We start from the raw sequence: 4,743 nt of genomic DNA, 5'->3' as shown, positions 1-4,743 counted from the left end.
CGTTTATTAACCCCCCAAAAACAAACAACCGCCGCCCCCCGGCATCGGCCCCCAGCCGGCCGCCGGAGCCGGAGCCGGAGCCGGGGAGCCCGGCGCGTCCGTCAGGCCGCGAAGCCGCCGTCCACCGCGAGCTCGGCGCCCGTGACGTACCGGCCGTCCTCGCCCACCAGGTACGCGACGGCCGCTGCGACGTCCGCCCCCGTGCCGTACCGCCCGAGCGAGGTCAGCCCGGCCTGGAACGCGGCCGACTCGCCGTCCGCCGGGTTCATGTCGGTGTCGATCGGCCCGGGGTGGACCACGTTCACCGTGATCCCGCGCGGTCCCAGCTCGCGGGCCAGCGCCTTGGTCAGCCCGATCGTCGCGGCCTTGCTGGTCGCGTACAGCACGGCGCCGCCGAAGGCGACCCGCTTGGCGATGCAGCTGCCGATCGTGACGATCCGCCCGCCCTCGGACAGCAGCGGCGCGGCCGCCTGGGCGAACAGGTACGGCGCCCGGACGTTCACCTCCAGCACGCGGTCGACGTCCGCCGCCGTCATGTCGCCGATCGGCCCCATGGCCCCGACGCCGGCGTTGTTCACCAGGACGTCGAGCCGCCCGAACCGCTCGACGGCCGCGGCCACCACGGCCCGGACCTCCTGCGGGTCGGCGCAGTCCGCCCGGACCGCCCAGCCGCGCCGCCCAGCCGCGGTGATCTTCGCCGCGACGGCCTCGGCCCGCTCGGCGCTCCCCTGGTAGGTGAGGACGACGTCCGCGCCGTCCTCGGCCAGCCGCAGCGCGATCGCCTCCCCGATCCCCCGGCTCCCGCCGGTCACCAGGGCCACCTTGCCGTCGAGCCCCATCGCACCGTTCATCGTCGTCTCCCAAGTCGCGAGTACTGAAAGCCCGTTGTCGGGCACGACTCGATCCTCGACGGCGGCGGCGCAAACCTCCGGCGGTATTCGGACGTTGCGTTGAAGGTTCAACAGTGTGTGCGGTAGTGCGACGCCACCGCCGGCTGCCCGGTGTAGTTCGGCCCGGCATCCGCGTCCGCCCCGGCGTACGCGAACGGCAGGTGAACGCTCCGCCCGCCCTCCAGTACCAGCAGGTGCCGCCGCGCCCGGTACTCGAACCCGGCCTCGCGCAACGCCGCCACGACCGCCCGCCCCGCGCTCGCTCCGTCCGCCCACCGCACCGACTCCGGGTCGAAGTGCGCGGCGAACCGCCCGTCCGGCGCGAGCCACGCGGCGGCCCTGGCGATGACGCCCAGCTGGTCGCCCAGATAGTGCAGGCCGTGGACGCACGTGATCAGGTCGTACGACCGGCGCGGGGTCCAGTCCGCGAGCGCCGCCGTGACCAACCGCAGTCCCGGTAGTGAATCGGCATCAGGTGGCGGCGCGAGCGGACCGACGAGATCCACGCCCGTCAGAACCGCCCCCGCCGGAAGCCGACGCGCCGCCTCGACCATCGCGCGCCCCTCGCCGCTACACAGATCCAGCCAGGCCGGCGCGGCCCCGCCGCGCCCGAGCAGCCACTCGGCCGGGTCGAACCCCAGCTCCCGCGCATAGCTGTTCACCCCGCTGAGGCCGCGCTCGCGGTTCATCGTGTTGTTGGCCACCACGGACGAGCCCACGAGCTCGCCGTCGGGTATCAGTCGCACCATCGGGCGACCCTATCGACACGCGGTCCGACCAGGCACGATGCCCCGCCCGCGGACCGCCGGCACGGGCCCGACACGCCGAAGGGCCGCACAGGGCCCCCTGGGGCGCCGCGCGGCCCTGCCGAGGAGCCGGGACCCCGGCCCCGCCCCCACAACGCGCGGAGCGGCCATCCCCGGGTCCCGGGATGGCCGCTCGGTGTGCGGTCGAACGGTGGCGACGATGCGTCAGACGGTCAGGTCCTGCCCCGGGAAGATCAGGTCCGGGTCGTCGCCGATGGTGCGGAGGTTCTTGCCGTACAGCGTGTCGGTGTCGGTGCCGAACCTGACCGCGATCTCGCTCAGCGTGTCACCGCTCTGCACGGTGTAGCCGCCGTTCGCGCTGCTCTTCGGGGTCGACGGAGCGGGCTTGGCCGGCTGGGCCGGTGCCTGCTGCGCCTGCGGCTGCGTCCGCGGCGTCGACCTGGTCGCGGGCTTGGCCGCCTGGTTGGTTTCCTGCCCGGTGTCCTGCTTGGCACCCTGCCTGGCGCCCTGCCTCGCCGCCGGCTTCGACGGCTTCGCGGCCGGCTTGGCCGCCGGCTGTGCGGGCTTCGCCGGGGCGTCGTTCACGGAATCCGCGACCTCCGCCGGGGCTCCGCCCTTGCTCAGGCCCGCCTTGTGCGAGCACACGGGCCACGCGCCCGGACCCTGGGAGGCGAGGACCTTCTCGGCGACCGCGATCTGCTGCGCCTTGGTCGCGTGGTTGGCCTGGGAGGCGTACGCGGTCCCGCCGTACGCGGCCCAGGTGCCGGAGGCGAACTGCAGCCCGCCGTAGAACCCGTTTCCGGTGCTGATGCTCCAGTTGCCGCCGCTCTCGCACTGGGCGACGGCGTCCCAGGCCGAGGTGGGCGCGGCGGAGGCCGAGGTGGCCGTGACGAGGCCGGCAACCGGCAGGGCCGCGACGGCGGCACCCGCGACGATCCCGATCCGCAGGCGGTTGCGCTTGGCGGAGGCGGGGGTGGAGGTCGTGGAGTCGGTGGCAGTGGCGGTCTCGTGACGGGGATTCATGGAGATCCTCTCGACAAGCCCCGGGCAGGCAGACGGAACCAGGCCCTGGACGGGGCCGGTCGAATCCGTTCGCCTCACTCGATGGACGGCGGGGCACGTGTCGGACGTGCCGTGCCGTCCCGGCACCTCCGCTCGCCGACGGCCTGGGTACGGCCGGTCGCGTCGGCGGTACGGCCCTCGCGCCGGGGGTCAGTCGGCGGGCCGTGCGTCGGGGTGAACCCGGGTAGCGCTCGTTGCGCCGCCAATGAAGCTAGGGGCGGTTTGGTCGGCACGGCAAGCAATTCTTCGGGTACGCAGGTCAGTTGACTGTTACCGGCGGTATCGATCAAGAAGCGACGTCCAGTTGGACCGCATTTGATCGGATTTTCAAGATCAGATGTTCAATTCCCGTGCGCTCGGTCACACCTGTCCATTCATCAGACCACGCGCACTATCGACGGACCGTCACGGATCACTGACGGACCGTCATCGAAATAACCGAAGTTCCCGCCTCCGCGCGTCAGTTGAGTGACCTGCGTCACACCAGCCACGCTCCGTCGTCACGGGAACACGCTCAGCCGCGCCCGTCCAGCTCCGCGTCCCGTGCCAGCAGCGCCGCCTGGACCCGGTTCTCGCAGCCCAACTTGGCCAGGATCCGACTCACGTAGGTCTTCACCGTCGCCTCGCTCATGTGGATCCGCGCGCCGGCGTCCGCATTGGACAGCCCCTCGCCGAGCAGCGCGAGAACCTCCAGCTCACGGCCGGTGAGCACCTCCAGCCGGCGCCGCGCCTCCGCGCTGCGGGCGGCCGCCGAGCCGCTGCGCCCGGAGGCCAGCGAATCGACGATGTGCCTGGTCGCGGCGGGTGACAGGAAGGCGTTGCCGCTGGCCGCCGCGCGCACCGCCTGGATCAGCTCGGCCGGTGCCGTGTCCTTGAGGAGGAAGCCCGCGCCCCCCTCGGTCACGGCGCGCAGGACGTTCTCGCGCTCGCCGAAGGTGGTGAGGATCAAGGCCCGCGCGCCGGGTGCGGCCTTCGAGAGCTCCCCGAGTGCCGTCAGCCCGTCCATCACCGGCATCTGGATGTCCAGCAGCACGACGTCCACCCGGTGCGCCCGCGCGAGCTCCAGCGCGCGCCGTCCGTCGGCGGCCTCCGCGACCACCTCGATGTCGTCGGCGGAGGCGAGGATCATCCTGATCCCGGCCCGGATGAGCGGCTCGTCGTCGGCGACGAGGACTCGGATCACGCTGGACATCTCCTCGAACGGTGCTGGATGGGCGACGCCACCATCCTCACATCCGGACGCGGCCGGACCTCGACCGGCCCGGTCACTCCTTGACCCGGTAGTGCTCCTTGTCCACCAGGACGCCGTCCTTGAAGCAGAAGCGCACCGCGTTGTCCTCGCCGAACTTCTCCTTCGAGTCCTCGGCCTGGAAGTACACGCAGTGCGCGCCCTCCGGCACCGGCGGCCCGCCCTTGTCGAAGCCGTCGGTCAGCCAGGAGGCCCCGCGCGGCAGCCGGCCGAGCACGTCCGACTCCGACTGCCCGACCCGGACCCCGTCATAGGCGTCCTTCTTCACGGTCGCGCTGTCGCTGGCCTGGACGAAGGCCCACAGGCCCCACACGAGCAGTCCCAGCACGGTGAGCCCGACACCCACCACCCCCACCGCGCACCCCAGCGCCGGACTGCGCCGCCGGCCGCCGTCCTCGACGGCGGGCAGGCCCTCCAGCACCCAGTCCTCGATCCCGGGGCCGGCCTCGCCGCCGTCGCCCCCGCCGTCCGCGGCCCCTTCGTACGGGAGCATCCCCGCCAGCCGGAAGCCCTGGTCGGGCGTCGCCCCCGCGTGCACCATGCCACCGACCAGCCGGGCTCGCTCCCGCAGGCCGGTCAGGCCCTGCCCGCCGCTGACCGCCTGCCCCACCCCGGCACGCACGCCCACGAGCTCCGGCGCACGCGGATTGGTGACCTCGACCACGAGCGCGTCCGGCTCGTACCGGAGCGCGACCGCGATCGGCGCACCGGGGGCGTGTTTGTGCGCGTTGGTGAGCGCCTCCTGCACGATCCGGTACGCCGCGTGGTCGACGGC

The 4,743-nt window shown here is 73.0% G+C and carries 5 protein-coding genes; all 5 read right to left on the bottom strand.

Annotated features, from left to right (window positions below; genetic code table 11):
• Positions 1-101: 101 nt before the first annotated feature.
• The gene (locus ACFV4F_RS32960; RefSeq protein ID WP_380442456.1) at positions 102-851 is read right to left on the bottom strand and encodes an SDR family NAD(P)-dependent oxidoreductase; all 750 of its coding nucleotides are present in this window, start codon (positions 849-851) and stop codon (positions 102-104) included.
• A gap of 107 nt (positions 852-958) precedes the next feature.
• Positions 959-1,639 (bottom strand): class I SAM-dependent methyltransferase, encoded by a 681-nt coding sequence (locus tag ACFV4F_RS32955; RefSeq protein WP_380508091.1) that lies wholly within the window; start codon positions 1,637-1,639, stop codon positions 959-961.
• Between the two features lie 222 nt (positions 1,640-1,861).
• Entirely contained in the window at positions 1,862-2,680 is an 819-nt protein-coding gene (locus tag ACFV4F_RS32950) for a transglycosylase family protein (protein WP_380508088.1), read from the bottom strand.
• A 553-nt stretch (positions 2,681-3,233) separates the two neighbouring features.
• Positions 3,234-3,902, bottom strand: coding sequence for a response regulator transcription factor (locus tag ACFV4F_RS32945; RefSeq protein ID WP_359971371.1), 669 nt, complete (start codon positions 3,900-3,902; stop codon positions 3,234-3,236).
• Positions 3,903-3,984: 82 nt separating this feature from the next.
• On the bottom strand, positions 3,985-4,743 hold a 759-nt coding region (locus ACFV4F_RS32940), incomplete at its 5' end, for a sensor histidine kinase (RefSeq protein ID WP_380508086.1).

Origin of the sequence: Kitasatospora sp. NPDC059722 (assembly GCF_042733235.1) — a bacterium.
Classification (GTDB): Bacteria; Actinomycetota; Actinomycetes; order Streptomycetales; family Streptomycetaceae; genus Kitasatospora.
This window is presented reverse-complemented; position numbering and strand designations above follow the sequence as displayed.